The organism is Staphylococcus sp. HMSC14D10, from assembly GCF_001808125.1.
Lineage (GTDB): Bacteria > Bacillota > Bacilli > Staphylococcales > Staphylococcaceae > Staphylococcus > Staphylococcus haemolyticus.
The window spans coordinates 17,077-43,953 of sequence record NZ_KV792236.1 but is presented as its reverse complement, the minus strand read 5'-3'; the positions used below and the strand labels follow the sequence as shown (position 1 = coordinate 43,953).

Genomic DNA, 26,877 nt, shown 5'->3' with positions numbered 1-26,877 from the left:
TTTTAGTCATCAGTCCAATTTATTATAGAGCCTATAAAAAAAGGTCGATACCCTACGTAAGGATATCGGCCTTTTTACTTACTAGTTTCAATTAAACTAATTTATTTTTTCTTTTTATTATTCTTAGAAACGACTTGAGTGTTTTTACCTTTTTTATTTGAGTTACTATTATTTTCCTCAAATTTTTCAATCATTGGTGCAACTTCTCTTCGAGCAACTTTTTCATAGTACATATTGGCGAAGTATGTTTGAACAATCAAGAATGCCGCACTGACTGACCAATATAAACCTAAAGCTGAAGCCGAACTTAATGAAATCCAAATAATCATGATTGGTGATACAATCATCATCATATATGTCATTTGACGTTGTTCTTGAGGCATTTGCTTACTTGATACCCAAGCTTGGATAAAGTAAAGCACACCGGCAATAATAGTAATCCAAATATCAGGATGTATTAAATTAAACCATAAGAAGTGAGGATGTTCTGCAATACCGCCACCAATACGGTAACGTAATACAAAGTATAATCCCATGACAACTGGCATTTGAATTAATACAGGTAAACATCCTAATGCACTCTTCATTGGATTAATATCGTATTTCTTATAAACTTCCATCATTTCTTGGTTTGCTGCCATTTTCTCTTCTTGAGTACGTGCACGTTTAACTTTCTCTTGCACGCCATCAACTTCTGGTTTGGCAACTTTCATTTTTTCACGCATCAAATGACTATTTTTATAGTTTGATAGCATGAATGGTAACAAGATAATACGTATTACTAAAACTAATACGATAATTGCAATACCGTAGTCATCGTTAAATACTGAATGGCCTAACCAATGTAATACTTTAGACATTGGTTCTACGAATGTATTATAGAAAAATCCATCTCTATTACTAGATTTAGAATAGTCACATCCGGCTAAAAAGACCATTACCCCTAATAACAAAGGTAGTAACGCTTTCTTCTTCATTTTTACACCTCTATTGATATATTCACATAGAGATTATTTTATCATAGTAACCGTGTACTGGAAAACAAAAAAAGAAAAATTTTATTATTTATTTGAAATAACTTTTCATTTTAGTAACAGTCTTGTCAATATTATGACTACGTGCAATCGCTGAAATAACTGAAACACCATCTGCACCATTTTGAGAAATAGGTTCAATATTGTCTTCTGTTATGCCTCCAATTGCTACCATTGGTAACGAAGGATTGATGTTCTTTAATTTAGCAATCATTGAAGGACCTACTGGTGCGTTAGCATCATCTTTAGAGATTGTTGCAAACATAGGTCCAACTCCAATATAATCAACATGTTCTAAATCCGAATGGTAATATTCTTTCTCATTTCCAATGCTAAGCCCAATGATTTTATCTCTAAAACGTTCAGCAAAAGACTTCACATTTACATCATCTTGCCCTACATGAATACCGTCTGCATTTATTTTTTCAGCTAAATCAACATCGTCATTTACAATAAATGGTACTTGATAGTCATGACATAGTTTTAATAAATCAATTGCTAAATCTTCTTTCGCAACACCATCTAATGATGTTGGCCCCTTTTCACGGAATTGAAAAAGGGTAATTCCAGCTTCTAAAGCTTGCTTTAGTATTACTCTAATATCTTTTCCTTCTGGAACATCTTGCGTACCGCAAATAAAATAAACGTTTAATAATGATGAATTAAACATATTATTCAACCTCTTGTCTTTTGACTTGGTGTTGGTAAGTATTAAAGTCAATGTTATACATTTGATCTAATAGTTTGGGTAAAAATGTACCTGGTCCATTCACTTGTTGATCCTTTTCAGCAAGTTCAGCTGCAATATTATAAATGCTCACTGCTTCTTCTAACACTTGTAGTGTTGGATTTTCTTCTCTAAATAAGAAACTCGCTACAATACCACCGAGTAAACATCCAGCACCAGTAATTTTAGCTAATAAAGGTGACCCATTAGATAACTTGACAACTTTGCCACCTTGGACAACAACATCATCTTTACCTGTTAACACGATGGCTGTATTCAATTCCTCATGGACTCTCTTAGCTATTTCAACAACATCTAAGTCAGTTTCACCATCTGTACCTTTCATCGTTGTAGTCGCATCTACTAACGTTAAAATTTCTGAGGCATTTCCTTTAATTACTGATACTTTCACTTCTGATAAGAATTTTTGGCAAAATGCTTTACGATATGAAGATGCACCAACTGCCACTGGATCAAATACAATCGGTGTTCCTTGTTGATTCGCAATTTTACCAATTTCCAATATGTCTTGTTCATTTGCTTTAGTCATCGTGCCAATATTAATAAGTAATGCACCAGCGACTTTATAAAATTCTCTCGCTTCTTCAGGTGCTTCACTCATTGCTGGGCTCGCGCCGATACTGAGTAAACCATTGGCTGTAAAATTCTTCACGACATCATTTGTATAACACACAACTAGAGGGTTCTCTTGTCTCAAACGTTCTAAGTTATTCATCATCTAAACCTACTTTCTTCATATAGGCAAAATGGTTTACCGGCCCTCTACCCTGACCAATCTCTGGCGTATATTGAATACTTAATGAAATAAATTTCTTAGCTTTTTTTACCGCTTCATAGATTGATTTACCTTTTGCAAGTTCTGCAGTAATTACCGCTGAAAATGTACATCCGGTGCCGTGAGTATGTTTTGTATCAAAGCGTTGATCTTCAAAAGTATATACATCATCCTTAGTAAACAAGAAATCTTTGGCATTGTTTAAATCAGTAGAATGCCCACCTTTTATTACGACGCCTTTACTACCTATCTCGTTAATAAATATGTTACCAGCTTTTCGTATATTTTCTTCAGTGTCTAGTTTGATACCTGTAATTTCCTCTGCTTCAGGAATATTAGGTGTGACGACATCTGCTAAAGGTAGTAATGTATTCTGTAAATGTTTCTTAGTATCATCATCCATGAGTGAATCACCACTTTTAGCAAGCATAACTGGATCAATAACGTATGGAATATCTGAGTGTTGTTTCAAATAATGTTGGATTAACTCCATTGTTTCATGAGTTGCAATCATGCCTGTCTTAATAGCATGTGGTAATTCATCATTAAAGACACTGTCTAATTGTTCTTGTACCCAACTTGTCTCAAGATTATGGATATGTTGAACGCCTTTAGTGTTTTGCGCAACGATACTTGTAATCGCTGCCATACCGTAGACGCCACAGGCATGAAATGATTTTAAATCGGCCATCACACCAGCGCCACCTGATGGATCGGTTCCTGCAATTGTTAAAGCAATTTTGGGTTTATGCATTTTTATCGCCTCCGAAGTTCCACTGTTCATTAATATAAGCCATATTAAAGAAATTACGTTCATGTACGGTACTTTGTAAGAAACTTTCTTTAATATCTTTCTTCTCTTGTTCTGTACAATTTGTTGTTAATTTATCTAATAAATTATCAAATACTTCAATTAATGGTCGCATTTCTGTACTATAGAAATCAAACCATTTTGCTGTAACAGAATCTCTATTTAGGTTTTGATCCTCTAATGCCATTTTAGCTACTACTTCATATACATAAGGACAAGGTGCCATTGCAGCTATAGTATACGCAGCATTTTCATGAGCATATGCGTGATAATACATATGTTTAATGTAATGATCTCCACTAGGTGGCCATACTTTTTCTTTAACAATTTCTTCATAAGGTTCATTGATATAATCTGCTAGGATTTCATGTGCCTCAACCTCACCATCAAGCATAAATTCAATTTGTTCAACTAAAAATTTAACATCCTTCATTGATGGCGCTTTTGGGATAAGAAGTGCATATAAATTTGTAAATTCTTTCAAATATGACGCATCTGCTCTTAAATATTGACGTACTGCTTGAGCATCTAAATCCCCTTTTAATAGGTCTTGTATAAAGCCATCATTATAAATTTCTTCAATAATAGGTTGCGCAGCCTCTTTAATCTCAGTTGAAAATGTCATATTAATCCTCCTTAAAATTAAAAAATGCTACATTTCAACGTAGAAATGTAGCTATCATTCAATAAAGAGAACGTAACATTTACATAACTACTTTCCTACGTTGGTACTAACCAAATCAGGTTATAAGGGTCTGAATTAATCATCTCAGCCATTTACTATGGCTCCCCTAGTAGCATTAATTTATTAATTTAACAATACCAAAATGACTGCGTTTTATCAAACAAAACAAAAAAGAGTGGAACAAAATTCACTGTTCCACTCTTACTTTAAATGATTAAATTACTATATTATGCAGTTACCCATTGTGAAGCGCCTGCAGTGTTATATAATTTAACTGCTGCAGCATCTTGTACGTGTTCAGGAGCTTGTGCTGGTGAAACACCTTTATATTCATCAGGAGCTACTGAATCCCAAGTAGATTGTAAGAATTGATATTTACCTGCTGCACCTGAACTTGGGTTGATAGCAGTAATGTCGCCACCAGATTCACGTTGTGCAATTTGTTGTAAATGACTGTTAACATTTACAGAAGAACCACTTGAAGCATTGTTATTTGAAGAACTTGAGTTAGAAGTTGTAGCTTCAGTTTGTGGTTGTTGTGTTTGTTCAGTTTGAGGTGCTTGTTGAGTTTGAGTTGGTTGAACTTGACTAGATTGTTGTTGAGAACCAACTTGTTCAGCTGAAGTTTGATTAGAAACAGTTGAAACTTGTGCACTTACATCTTGTTGTTGAGAAGCTTGACCTGATTGTGCATAGTTCCAACTCCAGTTAGTACCATCTGATTCAAAATGATAAGTGAAACCTTCATAATCAAAAGTTACATTGTAAGCACCCTCTTGAATAGGGCTATCATTTAATGATTGATCATTTGATTGAGCTAATTGAGCTAATTCTGCTTTATTTACTTGAGCTTCGCTCGCATCTGCGTGTCCAGCGTTGCCAGCAACTACTCCTAAACCTACTGCTAATGATGAAGCAATAATTGTCTTTTTCATAATATATATATCCTCCTAAGAATGTTTGTGTCTTAATTAATTTTACAAGTACCACTTTAACATCCATAAAATCATAGTAGGTTACAGTGAAATAAAAAAAGACAGGACTTTTTTACATAGAAATTACATTAGTAAAACCATAATTATTTCAATTGCAAACTATCATGACAGCTTTGAATAGGTATATAAACATCTTTTCTTTGTAATATTTATGAAATCTTTCAGATAATTAAACGGGTAATTTAATAGCCTCCCTTATAAATTCTTTATATAAGAGAGGCCATGAGTATAATTAAAAGAAGTTTTTATAGTAAATAGGGATGGAGTTATTAGAAGATTATTTAACATCAATCACTTCAAGGTGATCAAAGGAATAAGCGTCTTCATCATATGAGGTGTTAGGAAGAATATTATCGTTTTTAGATTTAGGGGACATAAATTTAATTGTTTCAACATATAATTCAGTCACAAAGTGCGTTTGGCCATCTTTATCGTACTTACGAGATCTCATTTGTCCTGTAATACCAACTAAAGTGCCTTGGTCTGTATATGATTCTATATTTGTTGCTGTTTTACCAAATGCTTTACAAAAAATATAATCACAAGCTATTTCATTATTTTCATCTTTATAATTACGTTCAGTTGCAACACAGAACGTAGCTATCTTCACCTCCTCGTTTTCAAATATTTGTGCCTTTTTGGTCAATCGACCTACTATCACAATTTTATTTAGCATGTGTCACCTCCTTCTATAACTATATTATTCATTTATAATTTAGGCGTCAAAATTCTATTTTTAATATTTTTATTCCTCTTATTACACAAAGTTTGATATATTTAAAGAAAATAATTGTAAAACTCATATTAGATTATTAATAATTTCATTTTTTGCATAATTTCAAATTTTTTTGGGGATGTGATGAAGTGAAGACATTTAAAGCTGTACGTTTTCAAATCGTTAACGAAAATGGTGGAATAACTGAATTCGAGTTAGAAGATGGTGTAATCATTAATAAAGAAAATAGTGGCACAGGTTGGCTCTTAGAGGTTGTCATTTCAAATGCACATTATGAGACAATGAAAAAATATTATGATGATCAAACTTTATTGGACATTAGAGTCGTGATAACGCGTCCTTCAAATGATCCCGCTTTATTTGATGCCACAATTAAAAGCATTTCTGAATTCGAAACAACAATGTCAATAGTATTTGACTGTCATATTTATACTTTACGTCAAGTATATGCAGAGAGTTTATTAGAACAGTTAATTGATGAAGGTCTTTCTGGTGAAGAGTTAAAAATAACATTCAATCGAATGATGCAATCAAAACCAAAACTTAAAGAAGAAAAATTTGAGAGAGAATAAAAAATTGCCTCCTAACACTTTATTAAATTAGGAGGCAATTTTTGATTATTTAAGCATCTTGAATTGCAAAAGTTAGTTCACAACTGCAAGCTAATTGTCCATCAACAGTTGCTTTAGCTGTACCTTTTCCAATCGGACCTTTAATTTTAGTAATTTCTACTTCTAACATTAAAGTATCACCAGGAGTTACTTGCTTTTTAAATCTACATTTATCAATACCAGCAAATAAAGCAATTTTACCTTTATTCTCTTCACTGTTTAGCATAGCAACAGCTCCTGTTTGAGCTAAAGCTTCAGTAATTAGTACGCCAGGCATCACAGCATAATCTGGAAAGTGTCCTTGGAAAAAAGGCTCATTACCAGATACTTGTTTTAAGCCCACACATCTTTTGCCTTCTTCATATTCAACTACACGGTCTATTAGTAAAAATGGTTGTCTATGTGGAATGATTTGTTTAATTTGATTATAATCGAAAATTGTTTCCATAATGTAAGTCCTCCAGAAGTTTATACGAAAAATATCTTATTAATCATTTACTCTTTCAATGTTAGCACCCAATGATTTTAATTTCTCATGGAAATTAACGTAACCACGGTCTAAATGTTTCAATTCAGTAACCTGAGTTGTACCTTCAGCTACTAAACCAGCTAATATTAATGCCGCAGCTGCACGTAAATCCGTTGCTTTAACTTGAGCACCTTGTAATTGACTCTTACCTTGTATTTTAGCGCTTCTGCCTTCTACAGTAATATTTGCATTCATACGTCTAAATTCGGCAACATGCATAAATCTATTTTCAAAGACTGTTTCAGTTATCACTTTATGACCTTCAGCTGTTAATAATAACGCCATCATTTGTGATTGCATATCTGTTGGGAATCCAGGATGTGGCAATGTTTTAACGTCAACTGGTTTAAGTTCATCCTCAGCAGTGACTCTTACACCATCTTCTTGGAAATCTAAATTAACACCCATTTCTTCTAGTTTATAAATTAAACTAGTCATGTGTTCCTTCACAGCGTCTCGAACAAATACATCACCACGTGTAATTGCAGCAGCTATGATAAGGGTACCTGCTTCAATTCTATCTGGAATAATTGAATGTTCAACACCTCTTAATTTTTCGACACCATGAATTGTAATAGTATCAGTACCAGCTCCGGTAACTTTACCACCCATTTCATTGATATAATTTGCTAAATCAACAATTTCAGGTTCTTTAGCAACATTTTCAATTACTGTTTTACCCTTTGCAAGTGAAGCAGCCATAATAATGTTTTGAGTTGCACCTACACTAGGGAAATCTAAATGAATATCTGTACCTTTTAAACCATCTTTTGTACTAGCATAAATATTTCCATTTTCAAGGTGAATTTCAGCACCTAGAGCTTCAAAACCTTTAATATGCTGCTCTATTGGTCGTGCACCAATTGCACAACCGCCTGGTAATGCGACAATGGCATGTCCTAATCGAGCTAGTAAAGGACCCATAACCAAAATGCTCGCACGCATCTTACTAACATATTCATAAGGTGCCTCTTCTTTTAATGTTGTAGATGCATCAACTAATACGGCACCTTCTTCTTTGTTATACTCCACATTAGCGTTTAATGTTGATAACACATTATTTATTGTAACAACATCACTTAGATCTGGAACGTTAACAAGTTTACTTTGACCTTCTGATGCTAACAGTGATGCAGTTAGTACTGGTAAAACTGCATTTTTAGCTCCTTCAACTTTAACTTCTCCAGTTAGGCGATTGCCACCTTTTATAACTATTTTATCCATAATAATCCTCCACTTTAAACTCCTATTACTATCATCATTTCCCGGTTTTCAATCAATTATTTATTTATTATATCCATTTTTAAAAAGAATTTACAATAAACTCATTATTGAAATAAAAATTTCACTTGTGTTGAGAATTGTAATAAATCAATTAAAAAATTACTGACAGCTGTACCCAATAATACTGCTAAAAACATTAGACAAACTTGTACTTGAGTAGCATAGCCTTTTTTAAAAAATTGATCTAATTTTAGAGAGTTTAATGCCCAATAAGCTATGCAAATACACAGAACATGTAAAATTAAGTGTATTATTGCAAATTGTCCAATATAATCCATGACATTCTCTCCTTTTAGATTTCTGTACTATATTGTACATTAAATAAGCACAGAATGATACTAATCGTGACTATGATACAACATAAAAAAGGTTTGAAAACTAAAGTTAGTTTCCAAACCTTTTTAATTATTTTAATTCTGCTACGCGTAAGCGGTTTTCAGCTCTTGCCAACGCTCTTTTAGCTCTGTTTATATCACTGTTATCCTGATCTTCTAAATGAGATTGTGCTCTTTGACGAGCTAATTTAGCTCGTTCTACATCAATTTCACTTGCAGTTTCAGCTGTTTGAACAATGACAGATACTTTATGTTGTCTAATTTCAACAAAGCCACCACTAACAGCTATATATTCAGTACCATTTCTAAAATTCACTTTTACATGGCCTATTTTTAATGCGGCAACTGTCGGAATATGCCCACTCATGACACCCATTTCACCAGCTGTAGTCTGAAAAACAACTAATTCAACGTCATCTTTTTCGTAGACTGAACCATTAGGAGTGACAATATCAAGATTAACTGTACTCATTATCTATACCTCCTAATTGTTTAGACTTCAACACCCATATCTTTTGCTTTGGCAATGACATCTTCCATACTTCCAATTAAACGGAAAGCATCTTCAGGAATATGGTCATATTTACCATCTAAAATGTCTTTAAAATCAGCTACTGTAGTTTTAACAGGAACGTATGAACCTTTTTGACCAGTGAATTGTTCTGCTACATGGAAGTTTTGTGACAAGAAGAATTGAATTCGACGTGCACGTTCTACAGTCAATTTATCTTCTTCTGATAACTCATCCATACCTAAAATAGCAATGATATCTTGTAATTCTCTATATTTTTGAAGTGTTGATTGGACATCTCGTGCTACTTCATAATGCTCTTGACCAACAATTGCTGGTTCTAACGCTCTTGATGTAGATGCTAAAGGATCCACGGCAGGATAGATACCCATCTCAGTTAATTTACGTTCTAAGTTAGTTGTAGCATCTAAGTGAGCGAATGCAGTTGCTGGCGCTGGGTCAGTATAGTCATCGGCTGGTACGAATACAGCTTGAATTGAGGTTACTGAACCTTTATTCGTTGATGTAATACGTTCTTGTAATTGACCCATTTCCGTAGCTAAAGTAGGTTGATAACCTACAGCTGATGGCATACGTCCTAATAATGCTGATACTTCTGAACCTGCTTGAGTAAATCTGAAAATGTTATCGATGAATAACAGAACGTCTTGTCCTTGTTCATCACGGAAATACTCAGCCATTGTCAATGCAGAAAGTGCCACACGCATACGCGCACCAGGTGGCTCGTTCATTTGACCAAATACCATTGCTGTTTTCTCAATAACGCCACTATCTCTCATTTCATAATATAGGTCGTTACCTTCACGTGTACGTTCACCTACACCAGCAAATACTGAAATACCACCATGTTCTTGTGCGATATTATTAATCAATTCTTGGATTAAAACGGTTTTACCAACACCGGCACCACCAAATAGACCGATTTTACCACCTTTGATGTATGGTGCTAATAAGTCTACAACTTTGATTCCAGTTTCAAGAATTTCTACTTCAGTTGATAATTCGTCAAAATTAGGTGATTGTCTATGAATTGGATCACGTCTTACTGAACCATCTAATTTATCTTCTAAATCAATTGTGTCACCTAATACGTTAAATACACGTCCTAAAGTTACTTCGCCAACTGGTACTGAAATGTCTTTTTCAGTGTTCTGAACTTCCATACCACGTTGAACACCATCTGTTGAATCCATGGCAATTGTACGAACAACGTCATCACCTAGTTGTAATGCAACTTCAAGTGTTAATTCAAAAGTACCATCTTCTTTGGGAACTTCGATGATTAAGGCGTTATTAATTTCAGGTACTTCATTATGTTCAAAACGAACGTCAATAACAGGACCCATAACCTGAGTTACACGGCCATTACTCATGTTGTTTCCTCCTTTAAATTATTATTCAAGTGCTGCGGAACCACCAACAATTTCTGTGATTTGTTGAGTGATTTCAGCTTGTCTAGCTCTATTATATTGTAATGATAAGTCATCAATAAGTTCAGTTGCATTATCAGAAGCATTTTTCATTGCAGTCATTCTCGCTGCATGTTCACTAGCCTTAGCATCTAAAATCGTTCCATAAATTAAACTTTCAACATATTGAGGAAGAATAACACTTAGGATAGATTCTTTATCAGGCTCAAATTCATATGAAGACATTTGGCCTTGACCTTGGCTAGAATCTTCACGAGATAATGGTAAAACTTGTTTAGTTGCTGGTTTATTTTCAAGAACACTAACATAGTGACTGTAATAAATTTTTAATTCGTCAATATGTTCTTCACTGAATAAGTCAATCGCATGTTTAGCAATTGCTTGTATTGATTTAAAAGAAGGTTGATCAGGAACTTCAACAAGTGAATTCTCAATTTCATAACCTCTATTTTTAAGGAAATCAACACCAGATTGACCCAATACAATAATACTATATTCGTCACTGCTAGAATGCTTTTCTTTAATATCATTAATAAGTCGTTTTAGTACATTTGAACTATAAGCACCTGCTAAGCCTTTATCACTTGTAATAACTAGGTAGCCACTACGTTGAACTTGTCTAGGTCTAAGCATAGGATGACTAGAATTTTTACTAGCACCTGCAATTGCAGTAATAGCATCTTGCATTTTCTCCATATAAGGTTCAAATTGTTTAGTGTTTTTTTCAGCTCGACGTAATTTTGAACTTGATACCATATTCATCGCTTTGGTAATTTGTTTCATTTTTTTCGTCGATTTAATACGACCATCTATCTCTTTTAATGAAGCCATTATCTCACCACCCTTTCAATTTAAAGTTTAATTATTCAGATTTGCTAAAGCTTTTCTTGAATTCATTAATAGTTGCTTCAAATTTATCATCAGATGGTAAGCCACCAGTTTCTCTAATTTCATTTAATAAGTCTGAACCATTTGATTTAGTCCAACTATTCAATTCATCTTCAAAACGTGTGATGTCTTCTACAGGAATATCATCTAGGTAACCTTTTGTTAATGCATAGATAATTAAAACTTGATTTTCAACAGGAAGTGGTTTGTTTTGATCTTGTTTCAAGACTTCAACCGTACGTTTACCTCTTTCAAGTTTTCTAGCTGTAAATTCATCTAAATCAGAACCGAATTGTGCAAATGATTCTAATTCTCTATATGAAGCTAAGTCTAAACGTAGCGTACCTGCTACTTTCTTCATTGCTTTAATTTGAGCAGATCCACCTACACGTGAAACTGATTGTCCTGCATTAATCGCTGGTCTTACACCTGAGAAGAATAAATCAGATTGTAAGAAAATTTGTCCATCTGTAATTGAAATTACGTTAGTTGGTACGTATGCAGAAATATCCCCTGCTTGTGTTTCAATGATTGGTAAAGCAGTTATTGAACCGCCACCTAAATCATCATTAAGTTTAGCTGCTCTTTCTAATAATCTACTATGCAGGTAGAATACGTCACCTGGATACGCTTCACGACCTGGTGGTCTACGTAATAATAATGATAACTCACGATAAGCAGCAGCTTGTTTAGTTAAATCATCGTAAACGATTAATACATGTTTCCCATTGAACATAAACTCTTCACCCATAGTTACACCTGAGTAAGGTGCAATGTAAAGTAATGGTGAAGGTTCAGATGCTGAAGCTGAAACAACAATTGTGTAATCTAATGCACCAGCTTGACGCAATTTTTCTACATTTGCACGCACAGTTGAATCTTTTTGACCAATTGCTACGTAAATGCAAATTGTATCTAAACCTTTTTGGTTTAAAATTGTATCAATACCGATTGTTGTTTTACCTGTTTGTCTATCTCCGATAATTAACTCACGTTGACCACGTCCAATTGGAACTAATGCGTCAATCGCTTTAATACCAGTTTGAAGTGGTTCGTCAACAGATTTACGAGCCATTACACCTGTAGCTTTTTGCTCAACAGGACGTGTTTTAGTTGTATTGATAGGACCTTGCCCATCAATAGGTTGACCAAGTGGGTTAACAACACGACCCATAAGTTCTTCCCCTACTGGAACTTCCATAATACGTCCAGTACGTCTAACTTCGTCGCCTTCAGTAATTTCAGTATATGGTCCTAAAATAACTACACCCACATTTGATTCTTCAAGGTTTTGAGCTAAACCAAGAACACCATTTGAGAACTCTACTAGCTCACCAGCCATACAGTCATTTAATCCGTGAATTAATGCGATACCGTCACCAATTTGGAGTACCGTACCAACATCAGTTACAGACATTTCAGACTCATAATTTTCAATTTGTGAGCGAAGTAATGCACTGATTTCTTCAGCTTTTATGGCCATCTATGTCACTCCTCTTTATTTTAGTTTACTCTTCTAAATTTGCGTTCGATTTGTTCTAAATCTTTTTTAACACTGCCATCTAGCACAGTAGTACCAACTTTAACTCTAAATCCTCCAATTAATTCTGGATTTATTTTCGTAGTAATATGTACTTGAGATAAATTAGTTTGTTTTAAAATTAAGTCTTTAATGCGATCAAGTTCTTCATCACTTAATTGATAAACTGATTCAACAATTGCTGAATCTTCATTATGATATTCATTATATAAACTTTTGAATTCTTTAAAAATTGAATTGATAAGTACTAAATGACGATTATTAGCTAATATCATTAGCATATTTTTCAAGTAATAATTAGCATCTCCAAAAATGATACCAACAAATTTGCGTCTTTCTGAAGCTGGTTGGTTAGGATTTGAGTCAATTGCTCTAAAATCTTCACCATAGTTTCTCGTAGCTTCACTAACTTCACTCAATTCATGATACATTAAATCTAATCTATCTTTATCAATAGCGACGTCAAATAATGCTTTAGCGTATTTATTTGCTACATCTGCCATTATTTATCGCCTGCCTCTTTTAAATACTTATCAACAAGTTCTTTTTGATCTTGTTCTGAAATTTCTTTTTGAAGTACTTTAGAAGCAATTAATACTGATAATTCAGACACTTGATTGTTAATATCCGCTAATGCACGTTCTTTCTCGCTATTGATTTCACTTTGAGCAGTTTCAATCATACCGTTTGCACGAATATTTGCTTCATGAATGATTTCTTCGTGTTGTTTACGTGCTTGAACTCTAGCATCTTCTAAAATACGTTGGACTTCATCTTGAGTTTGTTTTAGTGTCTTTTTGTTTTCTTCTTCAAGTTTTTGTGCATTTAATTTTGCTTCTTCGGCTTCATCAATGTCTCTATTGATGTCACGTTCACGTTTATCCATTACTTCTTTTAATGGACCCCAAGCAAATTTCTTAAGTAGTGCTAGTAATATAGCAAATGTGATAACTGTTACAATGACAGTACCCCATTCAACTCCACCACCTGCTGCACCTAGAACGAATGAATTAGTTAATGCATTCACTGGCATTTGACACTCCTTTCATAATTAATCACCACTTGCCATTAAATAAAACGAACGGCGAAGATCCAAGTGACTTCGCCATGAAATTTTCTTATTGGAAAAGAGTCATGAATGCGATTACAACACCGATGATAGGTAATGCCTCAACTAAACCAATACCGATGAACATGATACTCATTAATTGTCCACGTGCTTCTGGTTGACGAGCTACACCTTCTACTGTTCTTGAAACGATAAGACCGTTACCGATACCTGCGCCTAGTGCTGATAAACCAATTGCAATTGCTGCTGCGATTAAACCCATATTAATAATTCCTCCTAAAATGTTTGTTTAAGTTAATGTGTGTCCGCTACTTTGTGGGACATGTAAACCATTGAAAGCATGATAAATATATATGCCTGGATTGAGCCAACAAAGATTGAGAATCCTTGCCATACGATTAAGCCTGGAATACCTATAATCCAACCCCAAGCACTACTTACAACTAAACCGGCTAATAATGAAAGTAATAATTCACCGGCAAAAATATTACCGTATAAACGTAGTCCAAGTGTTAATGTTGAAGAGAATTCTTCAAAAACATTGATAATTGCTAAAGGCCAGAATGGTTTGAAGTAATTACCTATGTATGCCTTAGTACCACGCATTTTCACACCATAATAGTGTGTAAGTAATATCATCATAGTTGACAATGTCAATGTGACTGTTGCATCTGCTGTTGGAGATTTCCACCATAGATAATGATCTTTAGTCACTATAGCAAATGGTAACCCTAACATGTTTGCAACAAAGATAAATAATATCAATGTTACAGCTAAGAAGTGAAACTGACCACCTTTTTTCCAAGCCATATTACTCTCAATGATGCTTCTCACAAAGTCAAAGATCCATTCAATAAAATTCTGTTTACCTGATGGTCTTTTCTTTAAATTACGTGTACAAATAATTGCTATAAGAAAAACAATGATTGCTGTAATAACTAACATCATGATGCTTGCTAAATTGAAAACGAGATCAAAACCAAACACATTCCAACTCACGAGCGGGTTTTTGTGATCCATGTACTCACCTCTTTCGTTCTTAAAATTTTAACTCTTTAGCAGTAGAGGGCGTAGTATGATTAAAACATAAGAAAACATAAGACCTATCATTATTCCAATAATATTGACATAAACTTTTAATAAAAACCATATTACGCACGCAATGATAGCGACTAAGTACCTCCAAGTATTGCCTGTAGAAATGTGTATATTATCTGGTTGTTTTGCCCGAGATAAATATAATTCGAAAATATAGGTATTTATTAAAGATCCAACTGTGCCGATTATCAATCCAAGAATAAAAGGTTTTGGAATAATGATATACAATACACCCAATAAAATTAGAAAATAAATATAATATTGAATGAATTGTTTAAATATGATGCTGAAACGCCTCATTTTTTTCCTCCAAATTAACTTATGACAACCATGCAAACCGTTCCACTCATACAAATTTAATAATAATATAGGGGAAATAGTGTGTCAATTCTATTCAAATTGTTGTAAAAATTGACTATTTAATTGTCAAAAAATGTTCACAATTAAGATTATTTTATGAATTGAAAGACTTTGGCATTTTTGAAGTTAAGCCGAAATAATATTTTATACTCTCACATATTCTCAAAGATGCATTGCCATCACCATAAGGATTTTGAGTTAGCGCCATTTGATCATAAATCATTTGATTTTCTAAGATTTCTGTTGTTGATTTAAAAACATTATCAAAATCAGTGCCTACAACCTTTAAAGTACCTGCTGTTACACCTTCTGGTCTTTCAGTTACATCTCTTAGAACAAGAACAGGTTTATTTAATGAAGGGGCTTCTTCTTGAATCCCCCCTGAATCAGTCAAAATTAAATATGCTTTATTTGCAAAATTATGAAAATCTACAACATCGAGTGGTTCAATTAATTCTATACGTTCATGTTCTCCTAAATACTCGTAAGCTAGTTCTCTTACTTTAGGATTTAAATGTAAAGGAGACACAATAACGATATCTTCATATTCATCCACAATTTTGCGCATCGCTTTGTAAATATCAATCATTGGCTGTCCGACATTTTCTCGTCTATGGACAGTTAATAATATAATACGTTTACCTTGATGTTTTCTTATAATATCTGAATTATATTCTTTTTGAATTGTTAGTTCGAGTGTGTCGATAGCAGTATTTCCAGTAATAATAATTGAATCAGGACTCTTGTTTTCTTGAAGTAGATTATTAGCCGCCCCTTTAGTAGGTGCAAAATGTATATCGGCTAAATTACTTACCATTTGCCTATTCACTTCTTCTGGAAATGGCGTATATTTATGTCGCGTTCTTAAACCTGCTTCAACATGACCAATAGCAACTTTATTATAAAAAGCAGCAAGAGCACCAGAAAATGTTGTAGTTGTGTCGCCATGAACTAATACCATATCTGGTTTCTCTTTTTTTATAACATCTTCAAGTTTCGTCATAGCTCTTGAGGTAATGTCGGAAAGTGTTTGACCTTCCTTCATAATATTTAAATCATAATGTGGCTTAATGTTAAAAGTATGTAATACTGAATCTAACATCTCACGATGCTGAGCAGTTACAACAATCATTGGTTCTAACTCAGCATCATATTCGAGTGCCTTTACTAAAGGTGCCATCTTAATCGCTTCTGGTCTAGTACCAAAGACTGTCATAATTTTTTTCATACTTTAAGCTCCTAAATACTATTTTGTACCAAATAATCTGTCCCCAGCATCACCTAAACCAGGCGTAATGTATGCTTTATCATTTAATTTTTCATCTAATGCTGCAATATAAATATCTACATCATCATGCGCCTCTTGCATCTTTTCTACACCTTCTGGTGCTGCAATTAAACACATGAATCTAATATTTTTTGCACCGCGTTTCTTTAATGAATTGATGGCTTCAATTGCTGATGCTCCAGTTGCTAGCATTGGATCTACAACAATGATTTGTCTCTCATCAATGTCTTGTGGAAGTTTAGCAAAGTATTCTACTGCTTTTAATGTGTTAGGATCACGATATAGACCAATATGACCTACTCTAGCCGCTGGTACTAGATTTAACACACCATCTGTCATACCCAAACCAGCTCTAAGTATTGGAACGATCGCTAATTTTTTACCAGCTAATCTTTTTGCAGTCATTGTTGTTACTGGCGTTTTAATTTCTACATCTTGCAGTTCTAAATCTCTAGTAACTTCATACGCCATTAACATGCCTACTTCATCAACAAGTTCTCTAAATTCTTTAGTTCCCGTATTCATATCACGGATGTAACTTAATTTGTGTTGAATTAGTGGGTGATCAAATACATGTACTTTACTCATTTATATTTCCTCCAAAATTTTATAAATTATTCATATAGCGGATATTTAGCAGTTAAACGACTTACTCTTTCTCTTGCTTCTTTTAATTTAGTATCATTATTAGGATTTTTTAGTGCTAAGCTAATAATACGACCTACTTCTTTAAACGCTTCCTCATCAAAGCCTCTCGTAGTGGCTGCAGGTGTACCTAAACGTATACCACTTGTTACGAATGCTTTTTCTTGATCAAATGGGATTGTATTTTTATTACATGTTATTCCAATAGAATCTAAAGTCGCTTCAGCTTCTTTACCAGTAACATTAACTGAATTTTTAACATCTACAGAAAGTAAATGATTATCAGTTCCTCCTGAAACAATTCTAAAGCCTTCTTCTTGCAATGTTTGTGAAAGTACTTTAGCGTTTTTAATTACTTGTTCTTGATAAACTTTAAAATCTTGCTCAAGCGCTTCACCAAACGCAACAGCTTTAGCTGCAATGACATGCTCTAAAGGGCCACCTTGAATTCCAGGGAATATTGTTTTATCAATATCTTTCTTATACTCTTCTTTACAGAGAATTAAGCCTCCACGTGGGCCACGTAAAGTTTTATGAGTAGTTGTAGTTACAAAGTCTGCATGTTCAACAGGATTTGGATGTAAACCTGTTGCTACTAAACCAGCGATATGGGCCATATCAACCATTAATTTAGCACCAACTTCATCAGCGATTTCTTTAAACTTTTTAAAATCCAGTTGTCTTGAATATGCTGATGTACCTGCAACTATCAATTTAGGTTTATGTTCATGCGCTAATTGACGCACCACTTCATAGTCAATTTTTTCAGTTTCCTTATCTACACCATAGTCAACAAAATTATAGAATTTACCACTAAAATTAACTGGTGACCCGTGTGTTAAGTGACCACCATGACTTAAATTCATTCCTAAAACAGTATCACCCATCTCTAGAGCGACAAGATAAACTGCCATGTTTGCTTGAGAACCTGAATGTGGTTGCACATTTACATGTTCAGCACCAAATAATGCTTTAGCTCGTTCGATAGCAATTGTTTCTGTAACGTCTACATAATCACAACCACCATAATAGCGACGACCAGGATAGCCTTCAGCATATTTATTAGTCATTACAGAACCCTGTGCTTCCATTACCGCTTCAGATACAAAATTTTCAGATGCTATTAATTCAATGTTGTTATTTTGTCTATTGTATTCATTTTGAATCGCTTCATAGACAGCTTTATCTTGATTTTGGATATAAGACATAAAAATCCCCTCCTACGCTTTCAAGCTTATTCGTATTTAGCTCGTTCACCACCGATTTTCTTAGGTCTTGAGGTTGCAATCGTTACAATTGCTTCACCAACCTGTTTGACACTTGTCCTAACCGGTACACAAACGTGTTTAATATGCATTCCAATTAATGTTTGACCTATATCAATACCTTTAGGTACTGAAATATGTTCAACTACGATTGGGTCATTCATATGCTTATAAGCATATGTAGCAAGACTACCTCCTGCGTGAACATCGGGAACAACAGTGACTTCTTCCATAGTTAGGGGGTTGAAATCTTCACGTTCAATTGTGACTGCTCTATTAATGTGTTCACAACCTTGGAATGCAAAAGAAACACCAGTATCTTGTTTCACTTCTTCTAATGCATTAAAGATCGTTTCAGCAACTTCCATTGAACCTACAGAACCAATCTTCTGTCCTATAACTTCAGAAGTCGAACATCCTATCACACAAATTTCATTTTCATTGAAAAATGATTGCGATTTAAGTTCATCAAGCAAAGTTTTAAGTTTTTGCATTGAAATCTCCACCTTAAATACATAATTAAAAAGAAGCATAGCAAACTAGCTATACTTCTTCATTATAACTTATTTAAAGCTTAACATATACTAATTGTATAATATTTGGCTTATGAATTTGTACGTAACTTACCTATCAAATACAGAAGTTGTTCAAACGTTTGACAGTAAGTATCTATGCTACCACCAAAAGGATCAACAATGTCACCTATTTCTCCAACATATTCACTGAGTTGATAAATGCGACCATTGTCACCGTAATGAGAAACCAGTTGTTGTTTATGCATATCTGTCATCGTTAAAATTAAGTCACTATTCAAATCATTCTCACTAAATTGCTTAGCTACAGTAGGTTCAGGAAAATTATGCTCCATAATGACTTCTAATGACTCTGGTGATACGGATTGACCATCAATCGCGAACAGTCCTCTAGAATTAATTGTGTCATCTACAAGCATTTTCTTCGCGATACTTTCGGCTATTGGACTTCGGCAAGTGTTTCCAGTACATACAAATGTTATTCTCATAAGTTCTCACCTCTAACAATGTGATTACCTGTAGCTTTAATAATCCGATTCATAATTGCTTCAGATTCATCTGTTTTATCAAAAGCATAAATATATGCTTGATCTATTGATGGATTTTCATCAATACTATGAAGTATTTGATACAAATTATGATTAGCTTGTCTTATATCTTTTTCATCTTTACAAAGTTTAATGAATAGTGCATCACTTGGAGCATACTGCTTCAAAGTTTCCGGTAAAATAAAAGCTGTATTACTCCATTCTTTAATTGTTTTAATAGGTTCACTAAGATGCGTTAGCATCGTTACTGGTATATCAGGGGCATAGTGTTTATACTTCATTCCAGGTGCTATTGGTTGGCTACTGGCGTCATAATAATAATCCTCAACACTTCCTGGTAAAACATCATTGAGCATTGCTTGTGTTATTGATCCTGGTCTTGCTATTCTGAAAGGAAACTGTGTACAATCTAGCACGGTGCTTTCTAATCCTTCTTCACTTTGATCACCATTGACTATACCGTCAATTTTGCCATTTAAATCATTAAAAACGTGTCGAAAGGTTGTAGGAGAAGGTCGCCCACTTACATTAGCACTAGGGGCAGCGATAGGCATATCAATGTATTGAAGTATAGCTCTTCCTATTGGATGACTTGGCATTCTTACCGCAATTGATTGTAAGCCACCTGTTACTTTCTCACAAAGATAACCCTGTCTTAAAGGTAAAATAAATGAAATAGGTCCAGGCCAAAATTCATCCATCAAACATTTGGCTTCTTCAGGCAAATGAGAAATAATTTGATCAAGCTGAGATTTATCATGTATATGGACAATTAATGGATTGTCAGAAGGACGTCCTTTGGCTTGATATATGTTTGAAACTGCATGTTGGTTTCGAGCATCTGCACCCAATCCGTAAACAGTCTCTGTTGGAATTGCAATTAACCCACCATCATTATATACCTGTTTTATATTTTCCAATTCTGGATAATCCAATGGCGATTCTTGATAATCACGCATATCCCATATCTCAGTTTTCATCAAGCTCACTCCTTCATTATTGTTTTATTCATATATATGAAAAGTTACTCATCTAAATTTTATCAGATAAGTAACTTTGAGTTTTACCATTTAAATGACACTATTCTTTCATTACCATTTATATCTTTAACAACTTTAACATCAAGTTTTGGATACTTTTCTAAAATAATATTTTTTAACCTTTCACCCTGGTTATAACCAATTTCAAAGGTGACAAAAGCATCTTTATTTAAAACTTTAGGCAAATCATTAAGGATTAATTCATAAATAGCGAAACCCTTATTCTCTGCAAACAATGCTATATGAGGTTCATACTTAACAACTGTGTTCTCCATCATTTCTATCTCATCTACATCAATATATGGTGGATTAGAAACAATACCATCCAATTTTATATTCTTTTGTATGAAAGGTTTCAATGCATTGCCTTTAAAAAAAGTTACAGCTACCTCATGATAATGCGCATTATCTGATGCAACTTCTAAGGTCTCTTGGAGAATGTCTGTTGCATAAACAGTAAAATCTTTATTTAACTTTTTTAAAGTAACAGCTAAAACACCACTACCAGTTCCAATATCAGCGATTGTAGCACTTGATTTACAATTTTCAAGAAAATGCAACATCACTTCCTCCGTTTCAGGACGTGGAATTAAACAATGTTCATTAACTTGAAATTGATAGCCATAGAAAGATTGAAAACCAACAATATATTGTATAGGTTCACCTAAAAGCATCCGTTCAGTCGCAAGTGAAAACTTGATTTCTTCTGCTTTTGACATGTCATCATACATGTGAATTAAATAATCAGTTCTTGACCACCCAAACAAATCAAGCATCAACCATTCTGCTCTCGATTGTTCATAACCCTTATCTACAGCTTGTTTAATCGCATAATCTAATTGTTCTTTAAAGTTCACCATTGTTTAGTTCTTTCAATTTCTCAGTTTGTTCAGATAAAGTTAATGCATCAATAATTTCATCTAATTTACCTTCCATAATTTGATCTAACTTTTGTAAAGTTAATCCTATTCTATGGTCAGTTACACGGCTTTGTGGATAATTATATGTTCTAACTCTTTCAGACCTATCTCCTGTACCCACTGCTGATTTACGTTGTGCTGCATATTTTTGTTGTTCTTCCTGTAATTTCATATCATATAAACGTGCTTTTAAAACTTTCAACGCTTTTTCACGGTTTTGAATTTGAGATTTTTCAGAAGAAGTTGCAATAACACCAGTAGGTAAGTGAGTGATACGAACAGCTGAGTCAGTTGTATTAACGTGCTGACCACCAGCACCACTTGAGCGATAGGTGTCTATTTTCAAATCTTCATTTCGGATTTCAATCTCAACATCTTCAACTTCAGGAAGAACAGCAACTGTCGCTGTTGAAGTATGAATTCGTCCACCTGATTCTGTTTCAGGTACACGTTGAACTCGGTGTGCACCATTTTCAAATTTTAATTTACTATAAGCACCGCTACCTGAAACTGAGAAACTAATTTCTTTATAACCACCATGGTCACTTTCAGCCGCTTCAACAATTTCAGTTTTAAAGTTTTGAGATTCTGCATACTTACTATACATTCTTAGTAAGTCGCCAGCGAAGATTGCCGCTTCATCCCCACCTGCTGCTGCTCTGATTTCAACGATAACGTCTTTCTCATCATTAGGATCTTTTGGAATTAATAAAAATTTAAGTTGTTCTTCCAACTCAGGAATCGCACTTTTCAAACTAGCACTTTCCTCTTTCAACATTTCAATTTCTTCTTTATCTTCTGTTTCATTTAACATTTCATCAATTTCAGCAATTTCTTCTTTTTTACTTTTATAATCTCTATATACATCAACTGTTTTTTGTAAATCAGCTTGTTCTTTTGAATATTTACGTAACTTATCTGAATCATTAACAATCTCAGGGTCACTTAACATTTCATTGAGTTGTTCATATCTTTCTTCAACGATATCTAATTGGTCAAACACTACATTTCCTCCTCGTCACTTGTACTTGGTGCTACGATATGATGTGCACGACATCTCGGTTCATAACTTTCATTTGCCCCAACTAAAATGATAGGATCATCTACTTTAGCTGGCTGTCCATCGATTAAGCGTTGTGTTCTACTTGATGATGAACCACATACTGCACATACAGCCTGTAATTTAGTAACTTGTTCACTTACCGCCATGATTTGTGGCATGGGTTCGAATGGTTCCCCTCTGAAATCCATATCTAAGCCTGCAACCACTACTCGATGGCCATTTTCAGCAAGCTTCTCCACTATATTTACAATTTCTTTATCGAAAAATTGAATCTCATCAATACCAATGACATCAACATGAGACAAATCCTGTAATAATATATCTCTTGAACTAGAAATATTAATTGCTTCTAATTCATTACCGTCATGAGAAACAACTTTTTCTTTATGATAACGATCATCAATCGCTGGTTTAAACACTACTACTTTTTGTTTAGCGTATATCCCTCGTCTTAGTCTACGAATTAGTTCTTCTGACTTACCGCTAAACATACTTCCAGTAATGCATTCAATCCAACCGGAATGGTAAGTTTCATACATTATAAGTTCCACCTTTTACAAAAACATAATCGCTTAATTATATCATATTTCTATGTATTATAAATATCACTTTAAATACTACTTAAATTTAAAAAAACTGTCTACGCATTTCTATATAAAATAGATTAGGCAGACAGTTTAAACTTATAATTAGTTGTTGTTTGATTTGAGACCAAACTTTTTGTTGAAACGTTCCACACGACCATCCGCAGCAGCGAATTTTTGACGTCCTGTGTAGAATGGGTGTGAATCAGAAGATACATCTAAACGAATAACTGGGTATTCATTACCATCTTCCCATTCCATTGTTTCTGAAGATGTTTTAGTTGAACCACTTAAAAATTTAAAGTTAGTAGTTGTATCTAAAAAGATAACTTTGTGATAATCAGGATGGATTCCTTGTCTCATTAATTTTCAGCTCCTTTGCCCTGAACCATCTGGAACAGAGTTATTTGTGAGTTTTTTACCCAATACTTGGTAATTATAATAGTTATTAGATTAAAACGCAACCCTCAAACAGACATTCGTTAAATAATCGGTTTTCCTGTTTTTGTACTTTCTTCAGCAGCCTTTTGCAACTGTTGGAAAAATTCTTTATTACTTTTAGAGCGTTTTAATTTTCTAATAAATCTTTCTGTGAAATCTGTAGAGTCTGTAAACATGTTTCTTAACTGCCATAGTGAATCAAGTTCAGATTTACTAATTAGTAATTCTTCTTTACGCGTAGAACTTCTTCCAATATCAATCGCAGGGAAAATTCGACGTTCAGATAATTTACGATCAAGATGAAGTTCCATATTTCCTGTTCCTTTGAATTCTTCATAAATCATATCATCCATGCGTGATCCAGTTTCAACTAATGCAGTGGCTAATATCGTTAAACTTCCTCCTGCTTCAATGTTACGCGCTGCACCAAAGAATGCTTTAGGTTTGTGTAATGAAGCAGGATCAAGACCACCTGATAATGTTCTTCCACTTGGTGGTATAACTAAGTTATACGCTCTTGCCAATCGAGTAATTGAGTCCATCAGAATAATAACATCTTGACCAATCTCAACTAATCGTTTAGCACGTTCTAGTAATAATTCAGCCACTTTAACATGGTGTTCTGGTGGCTCATCAAAAGTCGAGTGCACTACTTCAGCAGATTCAACGGATCTTTCAATATCAGTTACTTCTTCTGGACGTTCCCCAACTAATAAAATAAATAATTTTGCATCAGGTTTATTTTTACTAATCGCATTTGCAATTTCTTTTAATAAAGACGTTTTACCCGCTTTAGGAGGTGCAACAATAAGTCCACGTTGACCTAGACCAATAGGCGTAACTAAATCCATTATACGTGTTGAATAATTTTGGGGATCTGTTTCTAAAACGATTCTTTCCTCAGGATAGAGAGGCGTTAAAGCTTGAAAGTGAGGGCGTTTTTTTACAACTTCAGCATTCTCATCATTAACAAAGTCAACTTGCAATAAACCATAATATTTTTCATTATCTTTAGGTTTACGAACTTTTCCGGTTACTTTATCACCACGTTTAATTTCGAAACGTCGTATTTGACTTGCAGATATATAAATATCTTTTTCACCTTTTGAATAGTTGACTGTTCTTAGGAACCCATAACCATCAGGCTGGATATCATCTAAGACACCCTCCATGTAATAGTTACCATCTTTTTCCATTTGGGCTTCCATGATAGCTAAAACTAATTCACTCTTATTCAATTTACTATAATTAGTAAGTTTTAATGTTTTTGCTTTTTGTGTTAATTCTTTCGTTGTGTAATTTTTATACAATTCATGAAACGACTCATACTGTGGAGATGTACGTACTTTTTCAGGCATAAATTGCACCCATTTCTTATATATTTATAAAGACTTCAATTTGATTAGAAAAGAGATATTTTAAATAGTTTCATTTCAAGAACTCACTAAGTCTATTTAGGATATCTCATAAAATAATATTTAAAGTCTTGAATACTAGAATTAATATAGCAAATTTTCAATTTAAATACAAAACGATTTTATTAAATTTCCAAAAATAAAACAGCTCATGGAACTAAAAATATTCCATGAACTGATACAAATAATATATAAATTAATTTTTTAAATTAACTGAAATAACCAGCAATTGATTTCACTTCTAAGAACTCTTCTATACCATAATCGCCCCACTCACTACCAATTCCAGATTGTTTATATCCACCAAATGGTAAATCTGGTTGGTTTCCAGCTTCATTGATTTCAATTCTACCTGCTTCAATTGAACGAGCTACTTTTTGAAGTGTTTCTTTATCTTTACCTATTACATATCCTGCTAATCCATATTTAGTATCATTAGCAATTTTGATTGCTTCATCTAAATCATTATATGTGATTACAGAAGCAACTGGTCCAAAGATTTCTTCTTGAGCAATTGTCATGTCATTGTCGACATTGATAAAAATAGTTGGTCTCGCGAAATAACCAGTATTTAATCCTTCAGGTTTACCAGGACCACCGTAGAATAACTCTGCACCTTCTTCAATACCTTTATCAATATATGATTGGACTGTATCAAATTGTTTCTTACTAATAATCGGTCCAACTTGAGTACCTTCTTCTCGTGGATCTCCAACTTTAACTTTACTAAATTCTTCTTTAAGTGCAGTTAATAAGTCTTCTTTTTTGCTTTCAGGAATTAAAATACGAGTACCTGCAGTACATACTTGACCTGTGTTATTAACTACTTTGCCAGTAGTTGCTTTCGCTGCTTCTTTAACATCAACATCATCTAATACGATATAAGGCGATTTACCGCCTAATTCAAGTGATACTTTTTTGAAATCCTTAGAAGCTTTTTCCATTATTTTTGAACCTGTGCGTCCTGAACCAGTAAATGACATCATTCTAACTTTTGGATGTTCACTTAGTGGATTACCTACACCTTCACCGTCACCATTAACAAGATTAAATACACCTTTTGGTACGCCTACTTTATCAAATATTTCAGCTAAAATGACTGCAGCAAATGGTGTTTCTTCTGAAGGTTTTAGAACAACAGGACTACCTGCTGCAAAAGCGGCTGCTAATTTCAATGAAGTTTGATTAGTTGGGAAATTCCAAGGTGTTACTAGGCCTGAAACACCAATTGCCTCTTTAATAACTAATGCATCTCCACGTCTTTCTTCAAATTCGAATGAATCTAGTGCTCTACTTGCCTCTTCAAAATGATTTAGTCCCATTTGGTAGTGGACATTCTCAGATACTGTTAAAGGTGCACCTAATTCATCCGTTATGGCTTCTACAATATCTTGTTTTCTATTTTTATATTCTTCTACAATTTTATCTAATAGTTCTTTTCTTTCTTTCACTGAACTATGACGAAATTCTAAATAAACGTTATTTGCAGCTTCTACTGCTTTTTCCACATCATTAGCATTACCTTTAGCTACTTTACCAATAACTTCTTCAGTTGCTGGATTGATTACTTCAATCGTTTCATTACTATCGCTATCAATCCATTCGCCATTTATATATTGTTGAGTATAATTTCTCATAAATTCTTCACTCCTTAAGAATCACTATGTCATTTGTA

The 26,877-nt window shown here is 33.9% G+C and carries 32 protein-coding genes and 1 riboswitch; of the genes, 1 reads left to right on the top strand and 31 read right to left on the bottom strand.

Annotated features, from left to right (window positions below):
- Positions 1-101: 101 nt before the first annotated feature.
- From yidC to HMPREF3134_RS01805, 7 genes are all read right to left on the bottom strand, one after another.
- Positions 102-977, bottom strand: coding sequence for a membrane protein insertase YidC (gene yidC / locus HMPREF3134_RS01835; RefSeq protein WP_037551964.1), 876 nt, complete (start codon positions 975-977; stop codon positions 102-104).
- A gap of 88 nt (positions 978-1,065) precedes the next feature.
- Complete coding sequence (gene thiE, locus HMPREF3134_RS01830; protein WP_053025530.1) at positions 1,066-1,704, bottom strand: thiamine phosphate synthase; 639 nt, start codon at positions 1,702-1,704, stop codon at positions 1,066-1,068.
- Between the two features lies 1 nt (position 1,705).
- Complete coding sequence (gene thiM, locus HMPREF3134_RS01825; protein WP_070440373.1) at positions 1,706-2,497, bottom strand: hydroxyethylthiazole kinase; 792 nt, start codon at positions 2,495-2,497, stop codon at positions 1,706-1,708.
- Positions 2,490-3,311, bottom strand: coding sequence for a bifunctional hydroxymethylpyrimidine kinase/phosphomethylpyrimidine kinase (gene thiD / locus HMPREF3134_RS01820; protein ID WP_070440371.1), 822 nt, complete (start codon positions 3,309-3,311; stop codon positions 2,490-2,492). The genes thiM and thiD overlap by 8 nt, the downstream gene beginning before the upstream one ends.
- Positions 3,304-3,993 carry a thiaminase II gene (gene tenA / locus HMPREF3134_RS01815; protein ID WP_070440369.1) on the bottom strand — a complete coding sequence of 230 codons (690 nt, stop codon included), beginning with the start codon at positions 3,991-3,993 and terminating at the stop codon, positions 3,304-3,306. Before tenA ends, thiD begins: the two co-directional genes overlap by 8 nt.
- Before the next feature lie 75 nt (positions 3,994-4,068).
- Positions 4,069-4,171, bottom strand: a riboswitch (TPP riboswitch).
- A 109-nt stretch (positions 4,172-4,280) separates the two neighbouring features.
- Positions 4,281-4,988, bottom strand: coding sequence for a transglycosylase family protein (locus HMPREF3134_RS01810; protein ID WP_070440367.1), 708 nt, complete (start codon positions 4,986-4,988; stop codon positions 4,281-4,283).
- 337 nt (positions 4,989-5,325) lie between these two features.
- Entirely contained in the window at positions 5,326-5,724 is a 399-nt protein-coding gene (locus HMPREF3134_RS01805) for a single-stranded DNA-binding protein (protein WP_070440365.1), read from the bottom strand.
- 188 nt (positions 5,725-5,912) lie between these two features.
- On the opposite strand from HMPREF3134_RS01805, the gene HMPREF3134_RS01800 reads away from it, so the two are divergent.
- The gene (locus tag HMPREF3134_RS01800) at positions 5,913-6,356 is read left to right on the top strand and encodes a YwpF-like family protein (RefSeq protein ID WP_011275248.1); all 444 of its coding nucleotides are present in this window, start codon (positions 5,913-5,915) and stop codon (positions 6,354-6,356) included.
- Positions 6,357-6,405: 49 nt separating this feature from the next.
- On the opposite strand, the gene fabZ is transcribed toward HMPREF3134_RS01800, so the two are convergent.
- From fabZ to HMPREF3134_RS01680, 24 genes are all read right to left on the bottom strand, one after another.
- Positions 6,406-6,843 carry a 3-hydroxyacyl-ACP dehydratase FabZ gene (gene fabZ / locus HMPREF3134_RS01795; protein WP_016931213.1) on the bottom strand — a complete coding sequence of 146 codons (438 nt, stop codon included), beginning with the start codon at positions 6,841-6,843 and terminating at the stop codon, positions 6,406-6,408.
- Positions 6,844-6,882: 39 nt separating this feature from the next.
- Complete coding sequence (gene murA, locus HMPREF3134_RS01790) at positions 6,883-8,148, bottom strand: UDP-N-acetylglucosamine 1-carboxyvinyltransferase (protein ID WP_016931214.1); 1,266 nt, start codon at positions 8,146-8,148, stop codon at positions 6,883-6,885.
- 104 nt (positions 8,149-8,252) lie between these two features.
- Positions 8,253-8,486 carry a DUF1146 family protein gene (locus HMPREF3134_RS01785; protein ID WP_070440363.1) on the bottom strand — a complete coding sequence of 78 codons (234 nt, stop codon included), beginning with the start codon at positions 8,484-8,486 and terminating at the stop codon, positions 8,253-8,255.
- Positions 8,487-8,613: 127 nt separating this feature from the next.
- Positions 8,614-9,015 (bottom strand): F0F1 ATP synthase subunit epsilon, encoded by a 402-nt coding sequence (locus tag HMPREF3134_RS01780; protein ID WP_070440361.1) that lies wholly within the window; start codon positions 9,013-9,015, stop codon positions 8,614-8,616.
- Between the two features lie 20 nt (positions 9,016-9,035).
- Positions 9,036-10,448 carry a F0F1 ATP synthase subunit beta gene (atpD, locus tag HMPREF3134_RS01775; RefSeq protein ID WP_070440360.1) on the bottom strand — a complete coding sequence of 471 codons (1,413 nt, stop codon included), beginning with the start codon at positions 10,446-10,448 and terminating at the stop codon, positions 9,036-9,038.
- Between the two features lie 21 nt (positions 10,449-10,469).
- A complete protein-coding gene (gene atpG, locus HMPREF3134_RS01770; protein WP_070440358.1) occupies positions 10,470-11,336 on the bottom strand; it encodes an ATP synthase F1 subunit gamma in 867 nt (288 codons plus the stop codon).
- A gap of 31 nt (positions 11,337-11,367) precedes the next feature.
- Entirely contained in the window at positions 11,368-12,876 is a 1,509-nt protein-coding gene (atpA, locus tag HMPREF3134_RS01765) for a F0F1 ATP synthase subunit alpha (protein WP_070440357.1), read from the bottom strand.
- Positions 12,877-12,896: 20 nt separating this feature from the next.
- Positions 12,897-13,436: a F0F1 ATP synthase subunit delta gene (locus tag HMPREF3134_RS01760; protein ID WP_070440354.1), complete on the bottom strand. Its 540-nt coding sequence runs from the start codon at positions 13,434-13,436 to the stop codon at positions 12,897-12,899.
- Positions 13,436-13,966 (bottom strand): F0F1 ATP synthase subunit B, encoded by a 531-nt coding sequence (locus tag HMPREF3134_RS01755; RefSeq protein WP_016931216.1) that lies wholly within the window; start codon positions 13,964-13,966, stop codon positions 13,436-13,438. The genes HMPREF3134_RS01760 and HMPREF3134_RS01755 overlap by 1 nt, the downstream gene beginning before the upstream one ends.
- 85 nt (positions 13,967-14,051) lie before the next feature.
- Positions 14,052-14,264, bottom strand: a complete 213-nt coding sequence (gene atpE, locus HMPREF3134_RS01750; RefSeq protein WP_011275238.1) for a F0F1 ATP synthase subunit C — start codon at positions 14,262-14,264, stop codon at positions 14,052-14,054.
- 32 nt (positions 14,265-14,296) lie between these two features.
- Positions 14,297-15,022 carry a F0F1 ATP synthase subunit A gene (atpB, locus tag HMPREF3134_RS01745; protein WP_011275237.1) on the bottom strand — a complete coding sequence of 242 codons (726 nt, stop codon included), beginning with the start codon at positions 15,020-15,022 and terminating at the stop codon, positions 14,297-14,299.
- A 27-nt stretch (positions 15,023-15,049) separates the two neighbouring features.
- Entirely contained in the window at positions 15,050-15,400 is a 351-nt protein-coding gene (locus HMPREF3134_RS01740) for an ATP synthase subunit I (RefSeq protein WP_037551936.1), read from the bottom strand.
- Between the two features lie 154 nt (positions 15,401-15,554).
- On the bottom strand, positions 15,555-16,688 hold the full coding sequence (gene wecB / locus HMPREF3134_RS01735; RefSeq protein WP_049426600.1) for a non-hydrolyzing UDP-N-acetylglucosamine 2-epimerase: 1,134 nt from the start codon (positions 16,686-16,688) through the stop codon (positions 15,555-15,557).
- Between the two features lie 18 nt (positions 16,689-16,706).
- Entirely contained in the window at positions 16,707-17,336 is a 630-nt protein-coding gene (gene upp / locus HMPREF3134_RS01730) for a uracil phosphoribosyltransferase (RefSeq protein ID WP_037551932.1), read from the bottom strand.
- A 26-nt stretch (positions 17,337-17,362) separates the two neighbouring features.
- Entirely contained in the window at positions 17,363-18,601 is a 1,239-nt protein-coding gene (gene glyA / locus HMPREF3134_RS01725; protein ID WP_049426599.1) for a serine hydroxymethyltransferase, read from the bottom strand.
- A 26-nt stretch (positions 18,602-18,627) separates the two neighbouring features.
- The gene (locus HMPREF3134_RS01720) at positions 18,628-19,152 is read right to left on the bottom strand and encodes a TIGR01440 family protein (RefSeq protein ID WP_049426598.1); all 525 of its coding nucleotides are present in this window, start codon (positions 19,150-19,152) and stop codon (positions 18,628-18,630) included.
- A gap of 110 nt (positions 19,153-19,262) precedes the next feature.
- Complete coding sequence (locus HMPREF3134_RS01715) at positions 19,263-19,679, bottom strand: low molecular weight protein arginine phosphatase (RefSeq protein ID WP_049426597.1); 417 nt, start codon at positions 19,677-19,679, stop codon at positions 19,263-19,265.
- Entirely contained in the window at positions 19,676-20,719 is a 1,044-nt protein-coding gene (locus HMPREF3134_RS01710) for an L-threonylcarbamoyladenylate synthase (protein WP_070440352.1), read from the bottom strand. Before HMPREF3134_RS01710 ends, HMPREF3134_RS01715 begins: the two co-directional genes overlap by 4 nt.
- Before the next feature lie 83 nt (positions 20,720-20,802).
- Complete coding sequence (gene prmC, locus HMPREF3134_RS01705) at positions 20,803-21,639, bottom strand: peptide chain release factor N(5)-glutamine methyltransferase (protein ID WP_070440350.1); 837 nt, start codon at positions 21,637-21,639, stop codon at positions 20,803-20,805.
- On the bottom strand, positions 21,626-22,702 hold the full coding sequence (gene prfA / locus HMPREF3134_RS01700) for a peptide chain release factor 1 (RefSeq protein WP_011275228.1): 1,077 nt from the start codon (positions 22,700-22,702) through the stop codon (positions 21,626-21,628). The genes prmC and prfA overlap by 14 nt, the downstream gene beginning before the upstream one ends.
- The gene (locus HMPREF3134_RS01695) at positions 22,702-23,301 is read right to left on the bottom strand and encodes a thymidine kinase (RefSeq protein WP_053025299.1); all 600 of its coding nucleotides are present in this window, start codon (positions 23,299-23,301) and stop codon (positions 22,702-22,704) included. Before HMPREF3134_RS01695 ends, prfA begins: the two co-directional genes overlap by 1 nt.
- 150 nt (positions 23,302-23,451) lie before the next feature.
- Positions 23,452-23,709, bottom strand: coding sequence for a type B 50S ribosomal protein L31 (locus HMPREF3134_RS01690; RefSeq protein WP_011275226.1), 258 nt, complete (start codon positions 23,707-23,709; stop codon positions 23,452-23,454).
- A gap of 119 nt (positions 23,710-23,828) precedes the next feature.
- Positions 23,829-25,145, bottom strand: coding sequence for a transcription termination factor Rho (rho, locus tag HMPREF3134_RS01685; RefSeq protein WP_011275225.1), 1,317 nt, complete (start codon positions 25,143-25,145; stop codon positions 23,829-23,831).
- A gap of 266 nt (positions 25,146-25,411) precedes the next feature.
- A complete protein-coding gene (locus tag HMPREF3134_RS01680) occupies positions 25,412-26,839 on the bottom strand; it encodes an aldehyde dehydrogenase family protein (protein WP_070440348.1) in 1,428 nt (475 codons plus the stop codon).
- Positions 26,840-26,877: the final 38 nt, after the last annotated feature.

What these genes read in the sequence shown, in the direction of transcription:
- upp (WP_037551932.1), bottom strand. Translation starts at nt 17,336, where the DNA reads ATGAGTAAAGTACATGTATTTGATCACCCACTAATTCAACACAAATTA.
- HMPREF3134_RS01785 (WP_070440363.1), bottom strand. Translation starts at nt 8,486, where the DNA reads ATGGATTATATTGGACAATTTGCAATAATACACTTAATTTTACATGTT.
- HMPREF3134_RS01740 (WP_037551936.1), bottom strand. Translation starts at nt 15,400, where the DNA reads ATGAGGCGTTTCAGCATCATATTTAAACAATTCATTCAATATTATATT.
- thiE (WP_053025530.1), bottom strand. Translation starts at nt 1,704, where the DNA reads ATGTTTAATTCATCATTATTAAACGTTTATTTTATTTGCGGTACGCAA.
- HMPREF3134_RS01810 (WP_070440367.1), bottom strand. Translation starts at nt 4,988, where the DNA reads ATGAAAAAGACAATTATTGCTTCATCATTAGCAGTAGGTTTAGGAGTA.
- HMPREF3134_RS01755 (WP_016931216.1), bottom strand. Translation starts at nt 13,966, where the DNA reads ATGCCAGTGAATGCATTAACTAATTCATTCGTTCTAGGTGCAGCAGGT.
- HMPREF3134_RS01715 (WP_049426597.1), bottom strand. Translation starts at nt 19,679, where the DNA reads ATGAGAATAACATTTGTATGTACTGGAAACACTTGCCGAAGTCCAATA.
- rho (WP_011275225.1), bottom strand. Translation starts at nt 25,145, where the DNA reads ATGCCTGAAAAAGTACGTACATCTCCACAGTATGAGTCGTTTCATGAA.
- glyA (WP_049426599.1), bottom strand. Translation starts at nt 18,601, where the DNA reads ATGTCTTATATCCAAAATCAAGATAAAGCTGTCTATGAAGCGATTCAA.
- HMPREF3134_RS01805 (WP_070440365.1), bottom strand. Translation starts at nt 5,724, where the DNA reads ATGCTAAATAAAATTGTGATAGTAGGTCGATTGACCAAAAAGGCACAA.
- yidC (WP_037551964.1), bottom strand. Translation starts at nt 977, where the DNA reads ATGAAGAAGAAAGCGTTACTACCTTTGTTATTAGGGGTAATGGTCTTT.
- HMPREF3134_RS01720 (WP_049426598.1), bottom strand. Translation starts at nt 19,152, where the DNA reads ATGCAAAAACTTAAAACTTTGCTTGATGAACTTAAATCGCAATCATTT.
- HMPREF3134_RS01695 (WP_053025299.1), bottom strand. Translation starts at nt 23,301, where the DNA reads ATGTATGAAACTTACCATTCCGGTTGGATTGAATGCATTACTGGAAGT.
- HMPREF3134_RS01680 (WP_070440348.1), bottom strand. Translation starts at nt 26,839, where the DNA reads ATGAGAAATTATACTCAACAATATATAAATGGCGAATGGATTGATAGC.
- murA (WP_016931214.1), bottom strand. Translation starts at nt 8,148, where the DNA reads ATGGATAAAATAGTTATAAAAGGTGGCAATCGCCTAACTGGAGAAGTT.
- fabZ (WP_016931213.1), bottom strand. Translation starts at nt 6,843, where the DNA reads ATGGAAACAATTTTCGATTATAATCAAATTAAACAAATCATTCCACAT.
- atpA (WP_070440357.1), bottom strand. Translation starts at nt 12,876, where the DNA reads ATGGCCATAAAAGCTGAAGAAATCAGTGCATTACTTCGCTCACAAATT.
- atpB (WP_011275237.1), bottom strand. Translation starts at nt 15,022, where the DNA reads ATGGATCACAAAAACCCGCTCGTGAGTTGGAATGTGTTTGGTTTTGAT.
- HMPREF3134_RS01760 (WP_070440354.1), bottom strand. Translation starts at nt 13,436, where the DNA reads ATGGCAGATGTAGCAAATAAATACGCTAAAGCATTATTTGACGTCGCT.
- thiD (WP_070440371.1), bottom strand. Translation starts at nt 3,311, where the DNA reads ATGCATAAACCCAAAATTGCTTTAACAATTGCAGGAACCGATCCATCA.
- HMPREF3134_RS01710 (WP_070440352.1), bottom strand. Translation starts at nt 20,719, where the DNA reads ATGAAAACTGAGATATGGGATATGCGTGATTATCAAGAATCGCCATTG.
- tenA (WP_070440369.1), bottom strand. Translation starts at nt 3,993, where the DNA reads ATGACATTTTCAACTGAGATTAAAGAGGCTGCGCAACCTATTATTGAA.
- atpG (WP_070440358.1), bottom strand. Translation starts at nt 11,336, where the DNA reads ATGGCTTCATTAAAAGAGATAGATGGTCGTATTAAATCGACGAAAAAA.
- HMPREF3134_RS01690 (WP_011275226.1), bottom strand. Translation starts at nt 23,709, where the DNA reads ATGAGACAAGGAATCCATCCTGATTATCACAAAGTTATCTTTTTAGAT.
- prmC (WP_070440350.1), bottom strand. Translation starts at nt 21,639, where the DNA reads ATGGTGAACTTTAAAGAACAATTAGATTATGCGATTAAACAAGCTGTA.
- thiM (WP_070440373.1), bottom strand. Translation starts at nt 2,497, where the DNA reads ATGAATAACTTAGAACGTTTGAGACAAGAGAACCCTCTAGTTGTGTGT.
- atpD (WP_070440360.1), bottom strand. Translation starts at nt 10,448, where the DNA reads ATGAGTAATGGCCGTGTAACTCAGGTTATGGGTCCTGTTATTGACGTT.
- wecB (WP_049426600.1), bottom strand. Translation starts at nt 16,688, where the DNA reads ATGAAAAAAATTATGACAGTCTTTGGTACTAGACCAGAAGCGATTAAG.
- HMPREF3134_RS01780 (WP_070440361.1), bottom strand. Translation starts at nt 9,015, where the DNA reads ATGAGTACAGTTAATCTTGATATTGTCACTCCTAATGGTTCAGTCTAC.
- atpE (WP_011275238.1), bottom strand. Translation starts at nt 14,264, where the DNA reads ATGGGTTTAATCGCAGCAGCAATTGCAATTGGTTTATCAGCACTAGGC.